General features: G+C 60.2%; 19 protein-coding genes and 1 pseudogene. 9 read left to right on the forward strand and 11 right to left on the reverse strand.

The window, feature by feature from the left end; translation table 11 throughout:
* The 4 genes and pseudogenes from ABI_RS08470 to carA all read right to left on the reverse strand — a co-directional run.
* Positions 1–505 (reverse strand): annotated as a pseudogene (locus ABI_RS08470) (carbamoyl phosphate synthase preATP-grasp domain-containing protein); the annotation flags it as partial.
* Positions 506–742: 237 nt separating this feature from the next.
* Complete coding sequence (locus ABI_RS08475; RefSeq protein ID WP_006272501.1) at positions 743–1,249, reverse strand: murein hydrolase activator EnvC family protein; 507 nt, start codon at positions 1,247–1,249, stop codon at positions 743–745.
* A 226-nt stretch (positions 1,250–1,475) separates the two neighbouring features.
* Positions 1,476–2,246, reverse strand: a complete 771-nt coding sequence (locus ABI_RS08480; protein WP_006272502.1) for a response regulator — start codon at positions 2,244–2,246, stop codon at positions 1,476–1,478.
* Positions 2,247–2,297: 51 nt separating this feature from the next.
* A complete protein-coding gene (carA, locus tag ABI_RS08485) occupies positions 2,298–3,515 on the reverse strand; it encodes a glutamine-hydrolyzing carbamoyl-phosphate synthase small subunit (RefSeq protein ID WP_006272503.1) in 1,218 nt (405 codons plus the stop codon).
* 201 nt (positions 3,516–3,716) lie between these two features.
* Here carA and ABI_RS08490 point away from each other — a divergent pair, with 201 nt between their 5' ends.
* On the forward strand, positions 3,717–3,986 hold the full coding sequence (locus tag ABI_RS08490) for a hypothetical protein (protein ID WP_006272505.1): 270 nt from the start codon (positions 3,717–3,719) through the stop codon (positions 3,984–3,986).
* On the opposite strand, the gene ABI_RS08495 is transcribed toward ABI_RS08490, so the two are convergent.
* The 4 genes from ABI_RS08495 to ABI_RS08505 form a co-directional block, all read right to left on the reverse strand.
* Positions 3,983–4,321 (reverse strand): heavy metal-binding domain-containing protein, encoded by a 339-nt coding sequence (locus ABI_RS08495; RefSeq protein WP_006272506.1) that lies wholly within the window; start codon positions 4,319–4,321, stop codon positions 3,983–3,985. The genes ABI_RS08490 and ABI_RS08495 overlap by 4 nt on opposite strands.
* A gap of 51 nt (positions 4,322–4,372) precedes the next feature.
* Entirely contained in the window at positions 4,373–5,467 is a 1,095-nt protein-coding gene (locus ABI_RS08500) for a Gfo/Idh/MocA family protein (RefSeq protein ID WP_006272507.1), read from the reverse strand.
* Between the two features lie 472 nt (positions 5,468–5,939).
* Entirely contained in the window at positions 5,940–6,458 is a 519-nt protein-coding gene (locus ABI_RS24365; protein WP_083811432.1) for a RidA family protein, read from the reverse strand.
* 245 nt (positions 6,459–6,703) lie between these two features.
* Positions 6,704–6,949, reverse strand: a complete 246-nt coding sequence (locus ABI_RS08505) for a hypothetical protein (RefSeq protein ID WP_040308723.1) — start codon at positions 6,947–6,949, stop codon at positions 6,704–6,706.
* Positions 6,950–7,395: 446 nt separating this feature from the next.
* On the opposite strand from ABI_RS08505, the gene dnaG reads away from it, so the two are divergent.
* From dnaG to ABI_RS08540, 7 genes are all read left to right on the forward strand, one after another.
* A complete protein-coding gene (dnaG, locus tag ABI_RS08510; protein ID WP_006272512.1) occupies positions 7,396–9,258 on the forward strand; it encodes a DNA primase in 1,863 nt (620 codons plus the stop codon).
* Positions 9,259–9,379: 121 nt separating this feature from the next.
* A complete protein-coding gene (rpoD, locus tag ABI_RS08515; RefSeq protein WP_006272513.1) occupies positions 9,380–11,479 on the forward strand; it encodes an RNA polymerase sigma factor RpoD in 2,100 nt (699 codons plus the stop codon).
* Between the two features lie 171 nt (positions 11,480–11,650).
* The gene (locus ABI_RS08520; RefSeq protein WP_006272514.1) at positions 11,651–12,298 is read left to right on the forward strand and encodes a hypothetical protein; all 648 of its coding nucleotides are present in this window, start codon (positions 11,651–11,653) and stop codon (positions 12,296–12,298) included.
* Between the two features lie 86 nt (positions 12,299–12,384).
* Positions 12,385–12,753 carry a GntR family transcriptional regulator gene (locus tag ABI_RS08525; RefSeq protein ID WP_211211130.1) on the forward strand — a complete coding sequence of 123 codons (369 nt, stop codon included), beginning with the start codon at positions 12,385–12,387 and terminating at the stop codon, positions 12,751–12,753.
* Between the two features lie 12 nt (positions 12,754–12,765).
* Positions 12,766–13,677, forward strand: a complete 912-nt coding sequence (locus tag ABI_RS08530; RefSeq protein ID WP_006272516.1) for an ABC transporter ATP-binding protein — start codon at positions 12,766–12,768, stop codon at positions 13,675–13,677.
* On the forward strand, positions 13,674–14,363 hold the full coding sequence (locus ABI_RS08535; RefSeq protein ID WP_006272517.1) for a hypothetical protein: 690 nt from the start codon (positions 13,674–13,676) through the stop codon (positions 14,361–14,363). The genes ABI_RS08530 and ABI_RS08535 overlap by 4 nt, the downstream gene beginning before the upstream one ends.
* Entirely contained in the window at positions 14,363–15,397 is a 1,035-nt protein-coding gene (locus ABI_RS08540; RefSeq protein ID WP_040308724.1) for a serine hydrolase domain-containing protein, read from the forward strand. The genes ABI_RS08535 and ABI_RS08540 overlap by 1 nt, the downstream gene beginning before the upstream one ends.
* Here ABI_RS08540 and ABI_RS08545 read toward each other — a convergent pair.
* Entirely contained in the window at positions 15,390–16,073 is a 684-nt protein-coding gene (locus ABI_RS08545; RefSeq protein ID WP_006272519.1) for a hypothetical protein, read from the reverse strand. The two genes, ABI_RS08540 and ABI_RS08545, sit on opposite strands and share 8 nt — an antisense overlap.
* A gap of 102 nt (positions 16,074–16,175) precedes the next feature.
* Positions 16,176–16,862, reverse strand: coding sequence for a hypothetical protein (locus ABI_RS08550; protein WP_006272520.1), 687 nt, complete (start codon positions 16,860–16,862; stop codon positions 16,176–16,178).
* 184 nt (positions 16,863–17,046) lie between these two features.
* Here ABI_RS08550 and ABI_RS08555 point away from each other — a divergent pair, with 184 nt between their 5' ends.
* A complete protein-coding gene (locus ABI_RS08555; protein WP_006272521.1) occupies positions 17,047–18,564 on the forward strand; it encodes a hypothetical protein in 1,518 nt (505 codons plus the stop codon).
* 61 nt (positions 18,565–18,625) lie between these two features.
* Here the strand turns inward: ABI_RS08555 and ABI_RS08560 are convergent, their stop codons facing one another.
* Entirely contained in the window at positions 18,626–19,114 is a 489-nt protein-coding gene (locus ABI_RS08560; protein WP_006272522.1) for a hypothetical protein, read from the reverse strand.
* Between the last annotated feature and the right edge of the window lie 48 nt (positions 19,115–19,162).

The following is a 19,162-nucleotide window of genomic DNA, read 5'->3' on the forward strand; positions in this document are numbered from 1 at the left end:
TCACCGCCGGCAGGCCGCCGATATGTTCCAGGGCGGCATAGGCTTCTTCCATGGTATGGGCGACGGCCGACTTGGCCGATTCCAGGCCCAGCTTGTCCATGGCGTTGCGGAACTTCAGGCGGTCTTCGGCCTTATCGATGACCTCGGCCTTGGCGCCGATCATCTCGACATTGTATTTCGCTAGGACGCCGGAGTTTTCGAGCGCCAGGGCGGTGTTGAGCGCGGTCTGGCCGCCCATGGTCGGCAGCAGGGCGTCAGGGCGCTCGCGGGCGATGATCTTTTCGACGAATTCCGGTGTGATCGGCTCGATATAGGTGGCGTCGGCAACGTCCGGATCGGTCATGATGGTGGCCGGATTGGAGTTGACCAGGATGATACGGTAGCCTTCCTGGCGCAGTGCCTTGCAGGCTTGCACGCCGGAATAGTCGAACTCGCAGGCCTGACCGATAACAATAGGCCCCGCGCCGATGATCAGGATGGACTTGATATCTGTACGTTTGGGCATGCTTGGTCTTCCGTAACAAGTAATCGCGCGCGAGCCGCGGCCTGTGCGAGGATGCGCAGGTCGTGGCGTAAGGTGCCGGTTTTGGGCTAAGCGGGTGCTTTAGTGGCTATGAGTGTGCAGCGCAACCCGATTCTTAAATCTTTTAACGTGTTGCGGTGTCAGCGCGAAAAAAAAACGCCGCCTCGGGTGCGAGGCGGCGGGAGGGGTTTGATGTCTGGTGAGGGACTTTCAAACCGACTATTGCATCGCGACGGTCTTAACCGGCGTGGGGTTTACTGGCTCTTCGCCGCAACGCAATTCCATGTACACAAAGGCCGCTTCGCCGTGAGCCGGGGCGGTGGCGCCCAGGCGGCCGCCCTGGGCGATGCGGTCGCCGGTGCGCACGCGCAGGCCCGACAAACCGGTGAGGACGACCCGGCGGTCGCCGCCAATGTTCAGGATGACGACCTGGCCCAGGTTTTCGACGGGGCCGGCGTATTCGACCTGGCCGGCGATCGGGGCTGTGACGAGGGCGTTGGCGCTGGCGCGATAGACGATGCCGCGGCTGCCGACGGCGTCACTGCCGGTGAACAGCGGATTGGCCTCACCGTAGCCCTGCCAGACCTCTCCCTTGACCACCGGCGCCAGTTGGGCAACGCCGCAGACCTGGGCCTCAGCGCGGCCGCCAACCAGGAGAAGGCAAGCGGTGGCGATCAGCATCAGGCCGGTCAGTTGGGGCAGGGTATGCAGTTTGGAGGTCGTCATCTTAGCACCATCATATGTCGTTCGATGGGATGACTATGCCGTGTGAGGTTTAACACCGCGGGAAAACATTCTTACAGCGTTGTCGCAAGTTTTACCGCGGTGTCAGAATTTTGGGCGATAGTTCGGTTGGCACCGCGGCGATCGCACCGACCTGTACCCCTCCGCCGGCTTTGCCGACAGCTCTCCAACTTTGTAGGGAGGAGGAAGCCAGCGACATCTTCAGTGATTAACGCACGGGCCGGAACATGTAGCCGATGCCATAGACCGTCTGGATCAGATCTTCGTCGCCGTCGGCGCCAATGTATTTCAGTTTGCGGCGCAGGCGTGAGATCAGCGTATCCAGGGACCGGTCGGTGGAATCATCGTGCAGGTCCGACATCCGCTCCAGAACCTGTTCGCGGCGCAGGGGGCGGTCGCGCTGGGCCAGGAAGACGTGCAGCACGGCGAACTCGGCGGGCGACAGGATCAGCATCTTGTCGGCCGGAGAGGACAGGCGGCGGGTGCGGTTGTCCAGGCTCCAGCCGAAGAAGCGGACGACATCAACCTCATCGCGCACGGCGGCCGGCGTCCGACGCAGGACGATGCGGATGCGCAGGGCCAGTTCGTCGATATTGAATGGCTTGGCCATATAGTCTTCGGCGCCCAGATTCAGGCCACCGATACGGGCGACATCGTCGCCGCGGGCGCTAAGCATAATCACGGGCGGGCCATTGTTGGCGCGCAGGCGTTCGCATATGGCCAGGCCGTCTTCCCCCGGCATCATCGAGTCCAGGATAATCAGGTCGATCGGCGTATCGGCCAGCACAGCGTCCATTGCCTGGCCGCCGTCAGCCAGAAACACGCGGAAGTCCCGGCGGCTCAGGCCGGCCTTGATCAGCTCACGAATGGACTCGTCGTCGTCGACGGCGAGAATATTCGGCTTATCCGGCGCGGCGTCCGACATCATCCCTCGTCCAGCGAAAACATGGTTGCAGCGCAGATGCAGCGAGTCGCGCATGCGCGACAGCTATCATAGCGGGATTATACTGCTTTTTCGCGTGAAACGCAGTCAGGCGGGGACTTTTTTGTAAGCGCGCATGTTTTGGGCAAAGCGTTCGAACAGATAGAGGCTGTCGACCGGTCCGGGGGAGGCTTCCGGATGGTGCTGAACGCTGAACACAGGTTTGCCGGTCATGGCGATGCCGCAGTTACTGCCGTCGAACAAAGAGACATGGGTTTCGACCACGCCGGCGGGCAGGGTGGCCTGGTCGATGGCGAAGCCATGATTCATCGAGACGATCTCAACCTTGCCTGTGGTCTCGTCCTTGACCGGGTGGTTGGCGCCGTGGTGGCCCTGGGCCATTTTGATGGTGGTGGCGCCCAGCGCCAGGCCCAGCATCTGGTGGCCCAGGCAGATGCCGAAGACCGGTACGCCGGCATCGACAATCTTGCGGATCACGGGAACGGCATATTCGCCGGTGGCGGCCGGGTCGCCCGGACCGTTGGACAGGAGGACACCGTCCGGGGTGAGGGCGAGGATCTCCTCGGCCGAGGTCTTGGCGGGAACGATGCGGATATCGGCGCCGATATTGACCAGGGCGCGCAGAATGTTCTGCTTGACGCCATAGTCGATCACCACGACCTTGAATTCGTGTTTCGTGCCCTGGGTAAAGCGCTTTCCTTCAGTATATCCTTGGGGCCACTGCCAAAGGTCGGTGGTGAAGCCGGCCTGTTGCGCCACGGTGGCGTCAACCGCCAGATCGAGGCCGTCCAGGCCCTTCCAGGCGGCGGCCTTCTGGACCAGGGCCGGGATGTCGAAATGGCCGGCCGGATCGTGGGCGACGATACCGTGCGGCATGCCGTTCTCACGGATGCGACGGGTCAGGGCGCGGGTGTCGATGCCAGAGATGGCGACGATGCCGCGTGCGGTCAGCCAGTCATTGAAGCTGAGGGTCGAACGCCAGTTGGCCGGCGGGGTCGGAGCGTCGCGGAAGATGGCGCCCTTGGCGGCGCGCTTCGGGGCATTTTCAGTTTCTGGACCCAGTTGCTCGACGTCGTCGGCATTGACGCCGACATTGCCGATGTGGGGAAAGGTGAAGGCGATGATCTGTTCCATATAGGACGGATCGGTCAGGATTTCCTGATAGCCGGTCATGGCGGTGTTGAAGCAGACCTCGCCCAGGACTTCGCCGGCGGCGCCGCAACCGATGCCCTGATAGACCGTGCCGTCGGCCAGGACCAGGACTCCCGTGCAACCTTCAAGCAGATTGTTGGTCTCTGGGGTCATTCGGGGAATCTCCTGTTGGGGCCATGTCCAGGTACTGGGCGCGCAAACGGCCGGACACATAGGGACATGAATCCTTCAGGTCAATGCTTTATCTGGGCGTCATCCGGCGATTTCGCGAAATGGCCAGTGTCATAACGTTGTCATGTGAATGGTTAACAGTTGGGGGCTTGTGCTGAATATATAAGAACAGGGGCGTGCATTATGACCAACGAAACACCCGCCATTCTTCTCACCTCGGCGGATATCGACACGATTGAGCAGGAAAAGGCCGGACTGGAAGCCGAAATCTCGGCCATGGAGGTGCGCCGCGCCGAATTGGAGGTTCGCCGCAGCGAACTGAGCGACCGGCTGGCCAAGATCCGGGCGCTTCTGGACGCCTTGGGCCTCGGCGCGGTGAGCCAACTGGCCTCGAACTCGCTGTACGCGGCACGCAACGTCCGTTCCGTGTCGCGCAACGGCGTGATTTCTTAGCGGACCAGGCTGCCGGGCTGAATGGTTACGGCCGTGCCGGAGCAACTGACCATCAGCATGCTGCCACTCTGGCCGACGGTGGAGTAGTCGATATCGATGCCGACAATGGCGTTGGCGCCGCGCTTGGACGCTTCGGCCTCCATTTCGCGCAGAGCCGCGTCACGGCCTTCGCGCAGGACCTCTTCGTAGGCGTTCGACCGGCCGCCGACAATGTCGCGGATGCCGGCGAAAAAGTCGCGGAAGATGTTGGCGCCCAGGATGGCTTCGCCCGTGACGATGCCGTGATACTGGGAGATGTGCGAACCCTCGATCGTGTTGGTGGTGGTAACCTGCATGGCGAATCCTCCGGTTATGCCAGCGCAAGCTTGCCACAGCCGGTCCCAGGATCAAGGCCTGAGCGTCACGGTCTTGCCGGTGCGGGCGCTTTCGCGGGCGGCGTCCAAGATTTCCATCACAATCAGGTTGTTCTCCAGCGAACCCGGATCGTATGGGGCTGGCGTGACCTCGCCGGCGATCACCGCGCTGAACCAGGCAAACGGATCGTCAAACGGTGCGGTGCGGCCAGGCAGTTCGGATGTCTTCATGCTTTCCGGTGTTGCATCCCAGCGGCGCAGGGTGTCGCGGTCGTCGGCGATGATCTGACCGGTGGTGCCGTAGATCTCCATGTCCTTGCGCGACAACGGCCAGTTCCACGACGCTTGGATGATGCCTTGCGAGTCGGCATAGTCGACAATGATGGTCGCCTCGTCATCGACCTTCGGGTAGTTGCCGGGCTGGAAAGTACGCAAAGTCGCTGTCACGGCCACCGGTCGCAGGCCGCCGTTTATATATGTCATCAGGTTGGCGCCGTAGCAGCCAAAGTCGATGACTGCGCCGCCGCCGTTCTGGACCGGGTCGGTCAGCCACGACAGGAACTCCTTCGACACACCGATGGTTTTCGGTCCCTGATGGCCGTCGTGGATGACCATCTTGCGCACCGGGCCGAGAGCGCCGGCCGACACGATGGATTTGGCTTCGGCCACCGACGGATACCAGCTTGTTTCATAGTTGGTCAGGACCTGGACATTGTGCTTCTGCGCCAGACCGGCCATTTCGCGGCCTTCGGCGGCGTTCAGGGCCAGGGGCTTTTCGACCATGACATGGACGCCGCGCGGCGCGGCGGCGCGGACGATCTTGACATGGTCGGAGATGGGACCGAAGCCGGCGACCGCCTGGGGCTTGGCCGCATCCAGCATGGCGCCGATATCGTCATAGACCAGGTCCATGCTGAACCCGTACTGGTCGGCATAGCGCTGAGCCAGGGCGCGGTCTTTTTCGACAATGCCGACGATTTTGACATCGCCGCGCTTCAGGTTGCCGAACAGCCAATGGACATGGTCGTGCGACAGGCCGACCACGCCGATCGGCAGGGGCTCTTTCGCCTGGACCGGTATAGCGATGGCGAACAGCAGCGCGATCAGTAGGCAAAACCGGGTCAGCATGTCGTGTCACTCCCATATTTTCGGCATGTTTTGGGATGGACTATGCGGTGTTTGGCTCTGAATGCAAAGTGCAGGGCTTGGTGAGGGTGACGGTCGTGGCCCTCATGGTGGTCTGATTGTCGACCAGCGTGACGACGACCGGGCTGGCGTCAGGACAGGTTGGTATGAAGGCCGGGCCCTGGGGCATGGCGACCGGCTTGATCATTGCGATGAATAGTCCTACCCAACGCAAAGGACTTTTGTAAGCGGCGCGATTGTCGTTATTTGGGCCGTCCACGTGTCAATTGTCATTTGGATCGGACGAGGGCAAATAAAGAACACTGATGTTATTTTCAGCCTAATGATAAAACTTCAGAAGGTGACGACGCGAAAATTGAAGATCGCGTCGCCTGTTACTTGTATCATTGTTTGTTATTATTTGTTTCTGCCTTAAGCATGGAGAAATTTTCGCCCTCATCATGCCTTTGCGAAATTATTCCGTTCGGACGGCAATTGTATCTATTTCTGCGACCATTTCGGGAAGATATAGGCGATCAATTTGGATCCAGGTCGCTGCCGGGTATTTACCATTTCCATAGAATGATTTGCGCGCAGGAATTTGCTCCTTGAATGCATCTATGTCTTTTGTATATACGGTTTCTTTTACTATATTTTCTGGCTTTAGATTTAACTTATCCAATATTACTTTGAGTTGACTGTAGCAGTCAGGAATCGCCTTGGCATAAGTCTCGCCACTGCAGGCTACGCCAGAAAGATAGACTACGCCATTCACCTCTACCACTTGAGTATAGCCATTAACTTCCTCCCACGGTGGGTTCATTTCGTGGCGGGTAATCGATGCCTTTTCAGGAGGTTTGCAGGCGGTGAGGCCGGACAAGACTATGGTTGCCGCCAAGGTTCCAAAAAGGAATTTTGGATGGGAATTGTGGGATCGAGGGATGCGCATTGCAAACTCCAAGTTTAAAGGTGAAAAAGTATCAAATTCAACCAATGAATTCGCTTCAATGCGCGACTAGCACTCGATTAACAGTAAAATAGATCGGCTTTCCGTTAATGAGCAGACTCATAGTCCCCGCGACAAGCTCTTTTACACTGGAGTTAAACACCCGGCGGCCATTTTTAATGCGACGCGACAAAATGTCGCCTTCGCGGAACTTTGCAGACGCAGGTCTGCGTTCGTTTCTATTATCCGCCAGTTCCCATTTGAGTGTTCGATGACAGTCGGTTAACCGTAAGCTAGCCCGCTGTAGGTGCGTTGTGAAGCCCAACTGCGAGTGAATAGGCTTGTTTTCGGCGGACCAGGGCGCGGTCCTTTTCGACGATGCTCATGATCTTAACGTCACCGCGTTTGAGATTGCCGAACAGCCAGTGGAGATGGTCGTGCGACAGGCCGACCACGCCGATCGGCATCGGATCTTTCGCCTGGGCCGGGGCGGCGAAGGCGAACAGCATCGCGATGAAGAGGCGGAGCCTGGCCAGCATGTCGTTTTCTCTCCCAAGTGTTTTAGCGTATTTTGGTAGGACTATGCGCGCATCAGCAGCTATTACAAGCTCAGGGCTTGATGACCATAGCCAGTCCATCCCTAACGTTTGCAGCCTGTTAAGGGGACCACGGAACGCCGCTGAGCGGCTCCACGGAAACGGCCTGCGGCCGCAAACGGAATTCACGGAATTCGAGAACCGGAGGCTTGGGGGCGTAGCGCCCACGGGCTTTCGTCACAATGGCGCTTCGCGCAGCCGGTTGAATCGCTTGATGTTCCGAGATGCCTGTGACGCCGCGGCGCGGCGTTCCGTGGCCCCATAGCGAGGTTCAATCGGTCTCGATCGGTCACAATTTCTCTAACGCGACGTGAGCCCAAATCGGAGCTTTGTCGAATCGCCCGTATAAGGACCTTTTGGGACGGTGTGCGAAGGCGTATAGGCGTACAGTGCGATTTGACGATCACTTTCTGGATGAGCTGAAAACCCGCCTGCCGGCCTCCGAGGTCATCGGCAAGTCGGTTAAGCTGCGCCGTAATGGCCGAGAATGGGTCGGGCTGTCGCCGTTCAGCAAGGAAAAGACGCCGTCCTTCTACGTCAACGACCAGAAGCGCTTCTTCCACGACTTTTCGTCGGGCAAGAGCGGCGACATCATCACCTTCCTGCAGGAAACCGAACGGCTGTCGTTCAACGAGGCCGTTGAGAAACTGGCCGCCGAAGCCGGCATGGCGCTGCCCGCCGTCACCCCAGAGACCCGCGCCTTCGAACAGAAGCGCCAGTCGCTCAATGACTGGATGGATCTGGCGCAGAAGTGGTTCATGGCGCGGCTGCAGGATCGTAATCCCGGCGCCCAGGCGGCGCGCGACTATCTTACCAAGCGTGGTCTGTCGCCCGAGGATATCCAGACCTACGGCCTGGGTTATTCGCCCAAGGAGCGTACCGCGTTGAAGGATGCCCTGGTGCAAAAGGGCGCCAAGGTGTCGGAACTGGTCGAATGCGGGCTGCTGATCGAGGTTGAGGGCGGCGGGGCGCCGTATGACCGGTTCCGCGACCGGCTGATATTTCCGATCCAGGACCAGCGCGAACATGTGGTCAGTTTTGGCGGCCGGGCGTTAAACCCCGACGAAAAGGCCAAGTATCTCAACGGCCCGGATACGACGCTGTTTCACAAGGGCCAGATGTTGTTCGGCCTGCCCAAGGCGCTGAAGATCCTGGGTGCCGAGCAGCACCATGCCGACCTGGTGGTGGTCGAAGGCTATATGGATGTCATCGCCTGCCAGCGCGCCAAGGTGGCGGCGGTGGCGCCGCTTGGCACGGCGTTGACCGAAGAACAGATCGATATCCTGTGGCGCCGTCACCCGGAGCCTACGCTGTGTTTCGACGGCGACAAGGCCGGGCAGAGGGCAGCCTATCGCGCGCTGGACCGCGCCCTGCCGAAGCTGAAACCCGGGAAGTCGTTTAAGGTCTGCCTGATCGTTGGCGGCAAGGACCCCGACGATGTACTGCGCGAAAAGGGCGCTTTGGCACTGCGCGAGGCGTTGAAGGATACCAAGCCCTTCGTCCACGTGCTGTTTCAGCGCGAGGCCGAGTTGGAGCCGCTGGACACGCCCGAACGCAAGGCGGGCTTCAAGAAGCGGTTGCGCGCCCTGGCGGCGCAGATCGAAGACAAGGACCTGGCCGACAGCTACCGCCATGATCTGCTGGCGCGGTATGACGAAATGTTTGCCGCCAAACCCCAGCCGCAAGGGCAGGGCAGCTTCCAGCCGTATAAGAAGGGCGAGTTCCGCAAGCGCGGTGAGGTCTATCTGGCGCCGGCCCTGCAGGAGTCTCGCACGGCGGCGGTCAAGCTGTCGCGGGCGCTGGATTCGATTTCGGCTTGTCTCGCCCAGGGGCTGCTGGATCATCCCGACTGGATGTCGGATCAGGTCGAGGGGCTGGAGGCGTTCGGCTTCGGTGATGAGACGCTGGACCCGCTGGCGCGCACCCTGGTGGCGATAAGTTTCCGTGGTGACCCCCTTGACAGCGAGGGGTTGAGCCGCCATCTGCACTCCCAAGGACTTGGTGCATTATTAAGCGAGATACAAAAGGCGGCCCTGAAATCAGGCGCGCCCTTCCTGTCACCGGACATCTCTCTCGCCGATGCTCATGCCCGTTGGATACAGGCGTTCAACGCGATGTCGCGTTTGACGGCCTTGGAACGTGCGCTGAATTCTTCCCGTGATCGTGTTGGGACAGAATTTTTTTCACGGCTCAAGCTGGAACGCGATGCCCTGCGGCGCACCCTTCGTAGCGGACAGATCTGGCAGGAATAACGTTGGTAAAACCTTATAGACTCAATTGCTTGGGTTAAGGGTTCATTGACGAAGTTTCTGGAATAAGACCATTTGGCGGGCGCTTGCGCTGACCCGCGGAGACCCATATGAGCGTGACAAAATGAGCACACCGGCAGAAAAACCTGAATCGGAAGCCTCGTCCGACGGCCCGTTGCTCGACCTGACCGATTCCGCGGTCAAGAAGTTCATCAAGGCCGCCAAGGCGCGCGGCTACGTCACGATGGACGAGCTGAACAAGGTCTTGCCGTCGGAGGAATTTACCTCCGAGCAGATCGAAGACACCCTGGCCATGCTCACCGAGATGGGCGTGAACGTCATTGAGTCGGAAGAAGAAGCCGGCGAGACGACTGAAGTCGCGGTGCGCGAGGAGTCGGGGAGCCTGGTCGAGACGGCCAAGACGTCGGCCTATGACCGTACCGATGACCCGGTGCGCATGTACCTGCGCGAAATGGGCTCGGTCGAGCTGCTGTCGCGCGAGGGCGAAATTGCCATCGCCAAGCGGATCGAAGCCGGTCGCGACACCATGATCCGTGGTTTGTGCGAATCCGCTCTGACCTTCGAAGCCATCATGGTGTGGCGCGAAGAACTGGGGTCCGGCCGCATCCTGCTGCGTGAAATCATCGACCTGGAAGGCACCTATGGTGGCGGTCCGTCGGAAGGTCCGCCTCCGGGCGCCTTGGGCGAAGACGGCGAAGAGGAAGAGGTCGATGCCGGCGTGATCGCCATGCGAGCGCCTGCGCCCGTGGTCGTGAAGGCACCTGAGCCGCCGAAGCCGCCTGAGCCTCCCAAGCCTCAGGCTGTGGTCGAGGCCAAGCCGGTTGAAGCCAAGAAGAAGTCGGACGACGATGAGGACGACGACTACGTCCCGATGGACGAGCAGGAAAAGAAGCCTGAGCCGGAAGAAGAGGAAGAAGACGACTTCGACGACGGCGCCGGTCCTTCGGTTTCGGCCATGGAATCGGAGCTGCGCGACGGCGTGATGGCGACCTTGGACGCCATTGCCGGCGAGTTCGAGACCTATCGCCGGACGCAGGAAAAGATGCTGACCGCCAAGCTGGAGGGTTCGCCCTTGGATCCGGCGGACCGCGCGGCCTATGACGAAGTGACGGCGACGATTACCCGCCATCTCAAGACCTTGAAGCTGAACAACCAGCGTATCGAAGCCCTGGTCGAGCAGCTTTACGGCATCAACAAGCGTCTGATGCAATTGGAAGGCCGCTTGCTGCGCCTGGCGGATTCCTACGGCATTTCGCGGACGGAATTCCTCGGCGCCTATTATTCGCGTGAACTGGACCCGCAATGGGAATCCAAGGTGCGCGACATGGGCGTGCGGTGGCAGAAGTTCATCGACAACGAGGGCGGGGCGATTTCGCGCATCCGTACCGACATCATTACGCTGGCGACCGATATGGGCGTGGCAGTCGATGATTATCGCCGCATCGTGCAGACGGTGCAAAAGGGCGAGCGCGAGGCGCGTCAGGCCAAGACTGAAATGGTCGAAGCCAACCTGCGTCTGGTGATCTCGATCGCCAAGAAGTACACCAACCGCGGTTTGCAGTTCCTGGATCTGATCCAGGAGGGCAATATCGGGCTGATGAAGGCGGTGGACAAGTTCGAATACCGCCGCGGTTACAAGTTCTCGACCTATGCGACGTGGTGGATCCGTCAGGCGATCACGCGTTCGATCGCCGACCAGGCGCGGACCATCCGTATCCCGGTCCACATGATCGAGACGATCAACAAGATCGTGCGGACGTCGCGTCAGATGCTGCATGAAATCGGCCGTGAACCGACGCCTGAGGAGTTGGCTGAAAAGCTGGCCATGCCTCTGGAAAAGGTCCGCAAGGTGCTGAAGATCGCCAAGGAGCCGATCTCGCTCGAAACCCCGATCGGGGACGAGGAGGATTCGCACCTGGGTGACTTCATCGAGGACAAGAATGCGGTGTTGCCGATCGATGCGGCGATCCAGTCGAACCTGCGTGAGACGACGACCCGCGTGCTGGCGTCCTTGACGCCGCGCGAAGAGCGGGTGCTGCGGATGCGCTTCGGCATCGGTATGAACACCGACCATACGCTGGAAGAAGTCGGTCAGCAGTTCTCGGTGACCCGGGAACGTATCCGTCAGATCGAAGCCAAGGCGCTACGCAAGCTGAAGCATCCGTCGCGGTCGCGGAAGCTGCGGAGTTTCCTGGACAGCTAATGGGGTCTGGGGCCTGCGGCCCCAGGTCTTTTCCTTCAATGAAAAAGCCTCGTCCTCCTTTAGGACGGGGCTTTTTCATTGACGTGAGGCGCCTTGGCCGTAGACGCCGCAGCCCTTGACTACAGAGGCGATGCTGCCATCCTGTGGCTTCGAATGCGATAGGGACAAGGCATGAAAGTCAAACAAAAGCAGGGAACGCGCGGTAGTCTCAAGTGGTTGCAGCTATGCGTGAACGGGCAACCCGAAGTGCTGCAGCATGTTGAGTTGGGTGACGTCACTTGGCTATCACCTTTGAAGGCGGACGATTATGCGGAATACCGCGATGCTGCTTTTCTTGATTGTGTAAAGCTGGGCCACCACGCCCACGATCTTGCCGCGTTCTGGCCCGCCCGTGGACCGCAATGGGATGCACTCGGAAGGGCAGGCGACAAGGTGGTCCTCGTTGAAGCCAAGGCCTATTTGAAGGAAATGGTGTCGACCTGCGCCGCAGGTGAGGCATCCAAAGCGCGTATCAGCGCGGCGTTTCGCCAAGTGTGCGACGATCTGGGCGTGCTGGACCACACACCGTGGCTGACGGGATATTACCAACTGGCCAACCGTATCGCACACTTGTGGTTCTTGCGTCAGGCGGGAGTCGATGCCCATCTGTTATTGGTCGGCTTCGTCAACGATGCCGACATGAAAGGCCCGACTGTCGCAGCTAAGTGGGAGACGGCTTATCGCGTAGCGGAGGCAGGCCTGGGCATCGCAGCGGGTCACAAGCTCTCACCCTATATTCACCACATCTATCCGGATGTGCGACGGATTGGGGTTTCCTGACCCCGCCTTTCGTCCGACGCCCCGCCGAGTCGAATTATTCCCCGCCACCCCCTTGCCCTCACGTCGTAACTGTATATACTGTGTATATGAAATTCGGCTTCGTGTTCTCCCAGACCGACAGCAGCCCCATGTATCAGCAGATCATGGAGCAGATAAAACAGCGGATTGCCGTGGGGGACTGGCCGGCCAACACAGACCTGCCGTCCATCCGCGAGTTGGCGATCGACATCAAGGTCAGCGTCATCACAGTGAAGCGCGCCTATCTGGAACTGGAACGAGAAGGGGTGATCGTCACCCAGCAGGGCAGGGGCAGCCGGGTCAGTGACGCGCTCAATATGAGGTCGCTTCAACGCGAAGAGATGATCCAGCATCTGGAGCAGGCCGGCAGGCTGGCCAAGTCGCTGGGGCTACCGGACGACAAAGTCATGCAGATACTAAAACAGTATCTGGAATAGGGGATTACATCCATGGACCTGCCTCTGGCAATCCAGTGCGAAGGCGTCAGCAAGCGCTACCCGCATTTTCACTTGCAGAATGTCGACCTGTCGTTCGAGCAAGGTACGGTCATGGGCCTGGTTGGGCCCAATGGCGCCGGCAAATCGACGCTCATGCGGATGGTGATGGGGCTGATCGGTCCCGACAGCGGCTCGATCAGGGTCCTGGGCCATGCCATGCCGCACGACCAGATCGCCGCAAAACGCCACATCGGCTTTGTCGCCGAGGATATGCGGCTCTACGAGAGCGAAACCATCGCCTTCCACATGGACTTTGTCAGGTCGATCTTCGACTCGTGGGATGATGACTACGCCCAGGTCCTGTTGCGCCGGCTGGATCTCAACGAAAAGCAGAAGGTCAAGGGCCTGTCCCATGGCCAGAGAGTCAAGGCGACGCTTGTGCTGGCCCTGGCGCGGCGGCCCAGCCTGCTGGTGTTCGACGAGCCGACGACGGGCCTGGATCCCGCGGTCCGCAAAGAGGTGCTCGACGAAATGATGAACGCGCTGGCCGACGAGACGCGGTCCATTCTGTTCTCGTCGCACAACACCCTGGATGTCGAGCAGATCTCCGACTACATCACCTTCATCTATGGCGGTCGTGTTGTGGAATCCTCGAACAAGGAAGACTTCCTCGACGGATGGCGGAGATTGCGCCTGACCAATCCGCACAACCGGCCTTTGCCCGACCTGCCCAATATCAAGGAGGCGCAGCAAAGCGGCCAGATATGGACGGTTACCGTCAACCAGTATGACGATGCGCTGCCGGCGCAGTTCACCCAGGCCGGCCTGACGGTGACTGCTGTCGAGCGTCTGACCCTGGAAGAGATCTTCCTCAGCATCGTCCTTAGCGCCAAGGCCAACATCCAGATGAAAGTCGCGTCATGAGCACCTCGATCGTTCCGCAACTGGTCGGCAAAGACCTTCGGCTGTTGAGCCGTATCATCCTCACCTTCGTCGTGGTCAGCCTCATCTTTATTGCCATTCTGGCCGCGATCTGGGACCATGTACCGGCCGTGGTACAGGGCAATTTCGGCTTCATCCTGTTGATCGGACCTGCGGGTACATGCGGCATCGTCATGTTGATGAAGACGAACGTCCTGGAGAAGGAAAAGTCGACCCAGGCCTTCATCATGAGCCTGCCCGTCACCGTGAAGGAATTCACCCGAGCCAAGCTGTGGGTCAACCTGCCGGTTTTCGGCCTGTTCTGGGCGGCGATCAGTGCTGTTGCCTTCTATTTCGCCTTTGCGAGGGGCTTGTTCCCGCTGGGCGGCGTGCCGTTTGTGACGATGGTCTTCCTGGGCGGTTTCGTTGCCTATACCTGCATCCTGGCTGTCAGCCTGGTGTCCCAGAATCTGGGCATGACCGTTCTGTGTATTGCGCTCTTCGAGATGGCGACGTCGGGCTATCTGTGGGCGATCGCCTTCCTCAATCCCATCTCGCAGCATATCTGGGGGGCGGTCGCCGTGTGGAACCCGACGGCGGTCGGGATTGTAGCGGCGCAGCTTTTGGTCGCCGTGTCGGTGATCGTTGTGACCTTGCTTGTTCAGAACACAAAGCGGGACTTCATCTGATGAAACGCCACGTGTGGCTGTTCAGGCTTGTTGCCTTCGCCGCGGCCATTGTCTGTGCCGCGGTCTTTGTGCCGTGGGACGTCGGCTATGCCTATTTCGCGCCCCTGCCGCAAACGGTTCAGGCGCAGGTCGACGATGCGCACCGTCACGGCATGGACGGCGTCATCGTCTATGTCGACCAGGCGGGCAAGGCACCAGCCTTTTACGCTGCCGGCTGGAAGGACCGAAACGCCAAAGCACCGGCCGATCCCCACGCCCTGTTCAAGATCGCCAGCATCAGCAAGCTGTATATCGCTGTCGCCGCCGCCAAGCTGGCCGAGGACAAGCGATTGTCGCTGGATGGTACCCTGGCGGAATATCTGCCGGACCTGGCCGGACGCATCGCCAATGCTGATCGCATTACGCTGCGAATGTTGTTGCAACATCGCAGCGGCATTCCCAACTTCACCGATGTGCCCGGTTATTGGGACAGGCCTCGCGACAGTGCCGAGAGCCTCGGCCTCATCCTGGGCAAGCCAGCGGATTTCAAGCCGGGCAGCCGGCACAGCTATTCCAACACCAACTACGTGCTCGTCGGCGCCATCCTCGACAAGGTCCTGGGCTACAGCCACCGTGATTACATCAAGGCCGAAATCCTGACACCTCTGGGCCTGACCCACACCTATGGCCAATTAAGCGACGTCAACCCGGCGGATGTCGTCAGCGGCTATATCATCGGCTATGACGGCGACCTGAAGTCGTTCGACTATGTCAACCCAGGCGGATCCATGGTGGCCACCGCCCAGGATGTCGGAGTCTTCCTAAGGGCGCTAAACAATGGTGCCTTGCTGGATGATAACGAACAGGCCATCTATTCGTCCATCTATGACTACGAGCATACCGGTCTGTTGCCGGGGTATCAGAGCATAGCTCGCTATCACAAGGATATCGACACGGTGGTTGTTCAGTTTGTCAGTACAAGCGGTGGCAATGCCTGGACGAAGTCGGAGGTGATCTACAAGCGCATTATACGCACCGTGCGCAAGGCTACCTGACCTCGACCTTTAGCTGGTTCCAGTCGGCGGTAGGGGCGTCTTCGTAATGCTTGACCTGGTCGTAGCGCTGTAAAGCCAGCGGCGCCAGCTTGCGGGCCTCGTTCAACGAATTGAACTCGCAGTCGCCGGCTTCGGGGGCAGGATCAAGCGGCGTTTCCTTGCGCTCCTTGCCTTCGGCGACGGGGGCGTAGTGCTCGGGCGGATGGCGGGCGACGTCGAGGTCGCCGCAATCGAGGCTCAGGTATTCGAAGGCGTCGCTGGTCAGGCCGGATTTCAGCTCTAGCCCGCGGGGATAGCGGACGATCATGTAGACGGCGCGGTCCGGCGTGCGGGTGAGGTTGAAGCCCATTAGCCAGTAGGTTCGGGCGTCGGCGTTGGTCTCGGCGACGATGGGGGTGAAGGCATGCCAGGTGACGCCGGCATTGAACGGCTTTTCGGTGTTGGAGGTCAGATTGATGACCGTACCGGCATCCTCGCCGGCGCGGGGTTTGATGGTTATGTGCCGGGTTTTGTCGCGGCCATCGATACGAAACGGCTCGGTCATGACGACTTCGGCCGCGCCTTCGAACGGGCCATCGCCGCTAAGGTCGGGGCCGACGACGGACTGGTCGTCGAAAACCTTGTTGCAGCCGGTGAGGGCCAAAGCGGCCACCAGAACGAGAGCCAAGTGTTTCATGATCGCCTCCTGAAGACAGTGTCGATCACGGATCTGTGATCGTCAAGTGACAAAGGTTGTAAGCGTCATAGAATGGGGAACCGCCGGGCTGATCTACGGCGTCTAGGGCACCGTGATGGTAACCGGCTTCCATTCGTAATTGTCTTCCTGGCGGCTGGCCGGGACCTTGGCGTTGATGTCGGCTTCTTCCTGGGCGGCGGCGAGGACCTTGGGGCCGAAGGCATGGACCTCTTCGATCGTGTTGAAGTCGCATCCGCCCATGATGTCGCCTAAGGCGCTGGCCAGCATCTCGGACTGTTCCTCTTCGGTCGCGTTGTCGTCGGCGTTATACTTTGCTTCGATCTCGGCCTCGGACGGCATGCGCATGACGCAGGTCACCATCATGATCGAGCCCTCGGTTTCGCTGCCCGGGGCGAAGGTCGTTCCCTTCGGGTATTTGAGGATGGCATAGACCGAACGGTCGGCCGACTGAAACACATTGGCCGCGATCAGCCAGTTGGTCTCAGCCGCGGTGCCGTCTATCGCGTGATAGGTGACATCGCCTTCGTACGGCTTCTTGCCGAGCATCGGATAGGTGAGGGTGATCCTGTCGCCGTCGGGCGTATGGCGGATTTGAACGTCCATGCCTTCATCTGCGTTGGCGATGTCGACCTGGGCGGCGTTGCCGAACGGCGTCGGCGCCTTGGCCAGGTCCGGACCGACCGGGAACATGTTGCACGCCGACAGAGTGAGCATGGCCGCTGCGGCCGCCACCCGTTTGAAAAAGCCCAATCCCAACCGAACCTGCATGTCATCCTCCCCAAAAAAACTCTCCACAATTTACGTTCCGGTACGGTGGGCGTCAATGCGCGTAATCGGCCACACCCTTGCCCCAGCGCAGACCGGTACCGCCTTTTCGCTTGCCGGGTGTTCGTTTGCCGCTACAGTAGGTTAACGATTTATGGTGGGTGCTGATTTGAGTTCGGGGGACGGTATGAAGACCGGTCGCAAAGTGCGTTGGTACAAAGGTCTGGGGATAGGCGGCATGGCCGTGGCTATGGCCCTAGGCGCGGCTGCGCCCGCCTTTTCGGCCGCCGACGCGCCGGAAACCAGCCCCGGTACCGCGATCGCCATCATGCAGGCGGCTGCGGCCCTGCAGGGCGAAGACTGTGTGTCGGCGCGCGCGCCGCTGAACCTGCTGTGGAACGACCCCTATCTCGACCAGGCCGATCCGAACATGGCCGCGCAGATGCGCGCCGCCCTGATCGTCTGTACCGCCCAGACCGATGGCATGAAGGCCGCCATCGCCCTGTCGGCCAGCAATATCAAGCGCACCAACGCCACGGTTGCCGCCTATGATCTGCACGTCTTCCTTTTGATGGTCGATGGTCAGGTCCTGGCCGCCGGCACCTCGCTTAACGAAGGCCTGGAGCGTTTCCCGACAACAGCGCCCGCTCTGACCGACATGACTGTCCTGGGGCTGCTGGTGCAACTGAGCGCGGTTGACGGGGAGGCAAGCTTTGGCCTGCTGAACCGCCTGCAGGACGTGCGCTGGCAGGCTCATAATCCTGCCATGCGTCCGCTGATCGGGTTCCTGCGGGTCGAAGGCCTGCGCAAGGCCATCGCTGTCGGCGACGACGCCCGGGCCCGGCTGTACCGCCAGGATATCGCCCAGGACAGCCTGGTCTATGTGATCGCTCAGGGTGACGGTGAACTGAGCGATCCCAGTGTCCCGCCGATCGATGTCCGCCCGGTCATCGTGCGCGAGATCGAGGCCAATGCCTCCCGTGTCGCCGGAAACCCGGCCGAACTGATGGGGCTGCGCTACCTGATCATGCTGGAACGCGCCAATGACCAGAGTGCCCTGGCCCTGACCCAACTGGACGGCATCCTGAATCTGGTGGATCAGTATGGTCTGCAGAACTTCCAGAGCGTGGAATCCTATCCCGGTCTTCTGACCGACAAAGGGTCGCTGTTGGCCGATCTGGGCCGTTATGTCGATGCCGACAAGGCGTTCAAGGACGGTGCCGCCAAGCTGACGCCGGAATATGCCATCGATCACAATCTGATCTTCATGAACTACCTGACCGACAGTGGCCGCGAAAAGGACGCTCTGAACCTGGCCGCAACGCTGGTGCCGGAAGCGATGGAACAGGACGACCGCTATCAACTGGTGGCGACACGGGCCTGCGCCTATGCCTATGCCGGTGATGAACCGGCCTATGCCCAGGCGGTTGAGGCGCTGGCGACACAGCCGTTGCTGCGGGTCAAGCCGGCCCTGTGCGCCGGCGACAGCGAAGGCGCGGCCAAGGCCCTGATCGCGGCTATCAACGATCCCGACAGCCGTTTATCAGTGATCATGTTCATGCAGAACGGCCTGCCGGCCTTGCCGTTCGGCGAACGCGACAAGGGGTTCATTGCGGCGATGCAAGCCGTGAAGACACGGTCGGACGTCGTAGCGGCGGCTCAGGCGGCGAGGATCAATATCCGGACCTGGCCGCTGCGGTTCTGATAGCTGCCAGATTGTCTTTTCGTTTCCTCGCTACGACGTGGGGAGGAGACGTAAGGCCGATTTACTGCTGGTTGAGGTCGCAGCGGATGGTGTAAACCTGTTTCTGCAGAACTTCGACATAGTCCTGGGTGTCGTTGCACAGCATCGTCTCGACGCGTTTGCCGTCCTTCGCTGCGTAGGTCTCCAGACGGACGATCGGCTTGCCCTGGGAAATCTGCCCCAGTTTCGCCCGGTCAATCGCCTTGGCTGTCAGATGGACGGTCTGGCCGTCCTTTACTTTCGGGTCGTACATGTCAGTACCGAGATGGATAGTGCCGTCGTTCGGATCAGCCAGAGACACTGTCTCCTGGGTCACGATACCGAAGTAAAATGCCTTCAGCACCACCTTTTCACCCTTTTCACCGAGCTTCGCCACAGTTGCCGGGGTCAGCTTGACCTCGACCGTGGAGCGGAAGTCGGTCGGCTTGGCCTCCTCTTCGCCGGATTGCGGGGAACACTGGACCAGACCAAGGCTCAGGACAGCGAACAGGGGAAGGGCAAACGCGCGCATGGGCAACCTTTCAAGAGTCAGGCCGTCCCATAGCTGTGAAATGCGACA

Origin of the sequence: Asticcacaulis biprosthecium C19, assembly GCF_000204015.1 — a bacterium.
In the GTDB taxonomy this organism is placed as follows: domain Bacteria; phylum Pseudomonadota; class Alphaproteobacteria; order Caulobacterales; family Caulobacteraceae; genus Asticcacaulis; species Asticcacaulis biprosthecius.